The organism is Sphingopyxis sp. SCN 67-31, assembly GCF_001725095.1.
In genome coordinates this window covers 1-5,113 of record NZ_MEFH01000207.1, presented here as the reverse complement: position 1 = coordinate 5,113, position 5,113 = coordinate 1, and the positions used below count along the sequence as shown (strand labels likewise).

5 protein-coding genes are annotated in these 5,113 nt (G+C 64.8%); 2 read left to right on the top strand and 3 right to left on the bottom strand.

The features are described 5' to 3' along the window. Positions 1-226, bottom strand: a 226-nt coding sequence (locus ABS88_RS24125; RefSeq protein WP_286750824.1) for a hypothetical protein, incomplete at its 3' end; no start/stop codon positions are given. A gap of 206 nt (positions 227-432) precedes the next feature. Beyond that, entirely contained in the window at positions 433-2,025 is a 1,593-nt protein-coding gene (locus ABS88_RS24120) for an isocitrate lyase (RefSeq protein ID WP_003044264.1), read from the bottom strand. 137 nt (positions 2,026-2,162) lie between these two features. On the opposite strand from ABS88_RS24120, the gene ABS88_RS24115 reads away from it, so the two are divergent. Both ABS88_RS24115 and ABS88_RS24110 read left to right on the top strand, forming a co-directional pair. Then, positions 2,163-3,551 carry a helix-turn-helix domain-containing protein gene (locus ABS88_RS24115; protein WP_286750823.1) on the top strand — a complete coding sequence of 463 codons (1,389 nt, stop codon included), beginning with the start codon at positions 2,163-2,165 and terminating at the stop codon, positions 3,549-3,551. A gap of 108 nt (positions 3,552-3,659) precedes the next feature. Next, positions 3,660-4,988 (top strand): HD-GYP domain-containing protein, encoded by a 1,329-nt coding sequence (locus tag ABS88_RS24110; protein ID WP_286750822.1) that lies wholly within the window; start codon positions 3,660-3,662, stop codon positions 4,986-4,988. Here ABS88_RS24110 and ABS88_RS25140 read toward each other — a convergent pair. Then, a complete protein-coding gene (locus ABS88_RS25140) occupies positions 4,985-5,098 on the bottom strand; it encodes a hypothetical protein (RefSeq protein ID WP_502686187.1) in 114 nt (37 codons plus the stop codon). The genes ABS88_RS24110 and ABS88_RS25140 overlap by 4 nt on opposite strands. Between the last annotated feature and the right edge of the window lie 15 nt (positions 5,099-5,113).

Here is a 5,113-nt window from a genome sequence, read left to right as displayed (position 1 = left end):
CGTCGACCAGCTCGGTCTGCGCCAGTCCATCGAGCTTGAAATGGCCGAGCCGGCGTTCGTCGTCGGAACGCCAATTCTTGTCGAGGTTAAGCGCGCTGACGAACAGCGCGCCGTGGCGTTCGAACATCAGATGCGGCGCGAGGCGCATCACATTGCCATTGTAGCGCGCGGTCACGGTTCGCTTGCGCGCGATGGCTTCCATCAGTTTCAGTCGGGTATCGTTCATGGGGAGATGCCGTTTGTGGGGAGAGGGATTTTTCTATTTCCCCCATAATGCACGCAAATCGGCGGGATACAAGGCCAATGGGGTAAGTCACCGTATCCAGACAAAAATGCCCGCCGGACATCGAACGACGTCCGGCGGGCAGGCTTTCCTCCCCAGGAAAGCTCGGAAGGCGCGAGGGGCAACGAAAACCCCCGCGCCAAACTGGGTCAGGCGGCGAACTGGTTCATCGTATTGTCCTTGCCCGCGGCCTTCAGAGCCGCTTCGCCGGCGAAATATTCCTTGTGGTCATCGCCGATGTCGCTGCCCGACATATTCTGGTGCTTCACGCAGGCGATGCCCTGGCGGATTTCCTTGCGCTGGACGCCCTTGACGTAGCCGAGCATCGCTTCGTCGCCGAAATATTCCTTGGCGAGATTGTCGGTGCTGAGCGCCGCGGTGTGATAGGTCGGCAGCGTGATGAGGTGGTGGAAGATACCCGCCCGCTTCGCCGCGTCGCGCTGGAAGGTGCGGATGCGGTTGTCAGCCTCGATCGACAGCTCCGTCTCGTCATAATCGGCGCTCATCAGCTTGGCGCGATCATAGGCGCTGACGTCCTTGCCTTCGGCCTGCCAGCTGTCGAACACCTGCTGGCGGAAGTTGAGCGTCCAGTTGAAGCTCGGCGAATTATTATAGGCGAGCTTCGCATTGGGCACGACTTCGCGGATGCGATCGACCATGCCGGCGATCTGTTCGATGTGCGGCTTTTCGGTTTCGATCCACAGCAGGTCGGCGCCGTTCTGGAGGCTGGCGATGCAGTCCATAACGCAGCGATCCTCGCCGGTTCCGGGGCGGAACTGATAAAGGTTCGAGGGCAGGCGCTTCGGGCGCATCAGCTTGCCGTCGCGGTTGATCAGGACGTCGCCGGGGTTGCCCGCGCCTTCGACCTCTTCGCAGTCGAGGAAGCTGTTATACCGGTCGCCAAGGTCGCCGGGTTCCTTCGAGAAGGCGATCTGCTTGGTCAGGCCCGCGCCGAGGCTGTCCGTGCGCGTCACGATGATGCCATCCTCGACGCCGAGTTCCATGAAGGCATAGCGGCAGGCGCGGATCTTCGCGATGAAATCCTCGTGCGGCACGGTGACCTTGCCGTCCTGGTGACCGCACTGCTTTTCGTCCGAAACCTGATTTTCGATCTGCAGCGCGCAGGCGCCGGCTTCGATCATCTTCTTGGCGAGCAGGTAGGTCGCCTCGGCATTGCCGAAGCCCGCGTCGATGTCGGCAATGATCGGCACGACATGCGTTTCATGATTGTCGATCGCGGCCTGAACCTGCTTGGCCTTGAGTTCGTCGCCCTCGGCGCGCGCGGCGTCTAGATCGCGGAACAGCATGCCGAGTTCGCGGGCGTCGGCCTGACGCAGGAAGGTGTAGATTTCCTCGATCAGCGCCGGGACGCTGGTCTTTTCGTGCATCGACTGGTCGGGAAGCGGACCGAATTCGCTGCGCAGCGCGGCGATCATCCAGCCCGACAGATAGATGTAGCGGCCCTTGGTGGTGCCGAAATGCTTCTTGACCGAGATCATCTTCTGCTGCGCGATGAAGCCGTGCCAGCAGCCGAGCGACTGGGTGTAGTTGGCGGGATCGGCGTCATAGGCGGCCATATCGGCGCGCATGATCCGCGCGGTGTAGCGGGCGATGTCGAGGCCGGTGCGGAACTTGTTCTGGGCGCGCATGCGCGCGACGCTCTCGCCGCTGATGCCGTCCCAGGTGCCATCATAGTCGCGGATGAGGCGGCCAGCCTGTGCCATGTCTTCCTGATAACCCATCGTCATATCCTTGTGAGAGGTGATGGGTGGATGGTGGCGAAAGTGCCGCCGAAAGTGAAAAGCTTTGTCAATAATATTTGTGAAATATGGCCATCAGGTGTAAATCAGCATGTAAATCAGTAAAGAAAGTTACAATCATGGTGGAGCGGCGGGTGTTTGCAGGGCCGGCGGTGCGCAAGGTCCGGCGCGAAGCGGCGATGACGCAGGCGGCGATGGCCGAGGCGCTCGATATTTCGCCGAGCTATCTCAACCTGATCGAGCATGGTCAGCGGCCCCTGTCGGCGACGGTGATCGTGCGCCTGGCCGAGCGTTTCGGCTTCGACGCCGCGAAATTGGGCGCCGAGGACGTGCCCGGCGGGCTTGCAGGCCTGCGGCGGCGGCTTGCCGATCCGCGGTTCGCCGATCTCGGCATCGGCGCGCAGGAGGTCGATGAATGGCTGCAGACTGCGCCCGCGACCGCCGCGGCCTTTGCGCGGCTGTTCGACGCGGCGCCAGAGGGGCGCGCGGACGTGGAGGGCGATGCCCCCGAAGTGGCCGCGGTGCGCCGCGCCATCGAGAAATGGCGCAACCATTTCCCCGACCTCGACGCCCGCGCCGAGGAACTGGCCGATGAATTGCGCCTTGCGGGCGGCGACCTTTACGGCACGATTTCGGAGCGGCTGCGCACGCGCCACCAGCTCGGCATCCGCATCCTGCCCGCCGATGTCATGCCCGACCGGCTCCGCTGGCTCGACTGGCATGCGCGGCAATTGATGCTGAACGAACTGCTGCGCCCGGCAAGCCGGACCTTTCAGGCGGCGGCGACGCTGGCGCAGATCGAGGCGAAGGACGAGATCGATGCGCTGATTGCCGGCGCGGAATTTGCCGAAGCGGCAGCGGCGCGGCTGTTCGAGCGGCACCTGATCCAATATTTCGCGAGCGCGCTGATGATGCCCTATGGCCGCTTCCTGCGCGCCTGTGATGCGACGGGTTACGATCTGCTGTTGCTGCAGCGCCGCTTCGGGGCGAGCTTCGAGCAGGTGGCGCATCGCTTGACGACGCTGCAGCGCGTGGGTGCGCGCGGGCTGCCCTTCTTCATGCTGCGCATCGACCGCGCGGGGCAGGGGAGCAAGCGCTATGCCGGCGCGAGCCAGTCGCCGCTCGTCGACGGCGATGCGCGCTGTCCCTTGTGGGGCGTCCACGAAGCGTTCGCGCGCCCCGGCGAGGTGGTCGCCGATCTCGTCGAACTGGAAGACGGATCGCGCTGGTTCACGCAGAGCCGCAACGTGGCGGCGCCCGGCGCGACGGGGGGCGAGACGCCGGCGCGGTTCGCGGTGTGCGTCGGCGTCGATGCCAAGGTTGCGGCGCCGCTGATCGCCGCGCGCGGCATGGACCTGATGCGCAGCGCCGCGACGCCGATCGGCCTTGGTTGTCGTCGCTGCACGCGGACCGGCTGCGTCCAGCGATCGGCGCCGCCGATCGGCCGCCCGCTGCGCTTTCGCGAGGGCGAACGCGGCGTGAGCGCCTTCGATTTTGCGGGCGATTGAGTTTCCGTCCCAAAACGGGGCAGCGCATATACCCGCTTTTAAGAAAGTCTATGTAGCGCCGGAGGTTGGCATCGGGGGGATGCCAAGGACCTGTTGGGACCGCGCGTTATGTTGGTTCGGATAAAGCCCGAAGAGGCTCAGATCGGGATGTTCGTCCACGGCTTTGAAGGCTCGTGGTTCGATCACCCATTTTGGCGTCGGCATTTTCGCGTCGAAACGATGGAACAATTGCTGCGTATCCGCGCCTCCGCAATCGACGCGCTGATCATCGACAAGAGCCGCAGCGACATCGATGAAGCGACGGACGCGCCGTGGCCCGAGTCGGTCGCGGCGAAACTTCCTGCGCGTCCCCAGCCATCGCGCGCCGCGGCACGGCCGATCGCCTGGCCCGAGCCCATGGTGCCGCCACCTCCGCCGCCGCGCGACGAACCGCGCCAGCGCAAGGGCTATGCCGCCGAATGTCGCCGCGCGCGCCGCGCCATCGAACGGTCGCGCGAAGCGGTCAGCGAAATGTTCGAGACGGCCCGGCTGGGCCGCGCGGTCGAGGCGCGGCGGATGGTGCCGCTCGCCAAATCGATCGGCGCCTCGATCGAACGCGATCCCAAGGCGTTGATCAATCTCGTCCGCCTGAAGGAAAAGGACCAATATACCTATCTCCATTCGGTGGCGGTGTGCGCGCTGATGATGAATTTCGCGCGGCATCTGGAACTCGATGAGCGCGTCGTGCAGGATCTGGGCGTCGCCGGACTGCTTCACGATGTCGGCAAGATTGCGATTTCGGACGACATTTTGACCAAGTCGGGGGCGCTGTCGGATCTTGAGCGCGATTCGGTGCGCGGGCATCCGGCGGCCGGCCACCGATTGCTCGCCAATTCGAAGGATGTTCCCGAGGCGGCGCTCGAAGTCTGCCTGCGGCACCATGAGAAGGTCGATGGCGCCGGCTATCCCGATGGCCTGTCGGGCGAGGCATTGTCGCTGTTCGCGCGGATGGGTGCCATCTGCGACGTCTATGACGCGGTGACGTCGGAGCGTCCCTACAAGGATCCGTGGACGCCGTGCGAGGCGCTGACCGAAATGCAGCAATGGCAAGGGCATTTCGATAGCCGCCTGCTCGAACAATTCGCCGACAGCCTGGGCATTTATCCGGTCGGGACGCTGGTGCGGCTGTCGTGCGGCGAACTGGGCGTCGTGACGGGCAGCGCGGGCGACTATGCTGAGGATGTGATGGTGCGCATCTTCTTCGATTGCGAGACGCTGACCGAAATCGCGTTCCACGACCGCGCCATCGGGCCGTCGGCAGATAATCCGCGTATCGTCGGACGCGACAGCCCGACCTTCTGGCGCTTCGCCGACTGGGACGCGATGCGCCACCGGATATTGGCGGCGCGGGTCGATATCCTGCCCGCGGATGAGGAGGTCGCGGGCGGCGCGCCCTAACCGCGCGCCTTGGCGGCGGCGCGGACGTCTTGCGAGCGGTCGAGCGGCATGACGAGAATGTCGTCGCCGTCGACGATGACCGCGACGCCCTCCATCCCGACGAGCGACACGCGCTTGCCGCCGGC

Excerpts from the sequence above, each read along its gene's own strand:
- ABS88_RS24120 (WP_003044264.1), bottom strand. The coding sequence starts at position 2,025 with ATGGGTTATCAGGAAGACATGGCACAGGCTGGCCGCCTCATCCGCGAC.
- ABS88_RS24115 (WP_286750823.1), top strand. The coding sequence starts at position 2,163 with ATGGTGGAGCGGCGGGTGTTTGCAGGGCCGGCGGTGCGCAAGGTCCGG.
- ABS88_RS24110 (WP_286750822.1), top strand. The coding sequence starts at position 3,660 with ATGTTGGTTCGGATAAAGCCCGAAGAGGCTCAGATCGGGATGTTCGTC.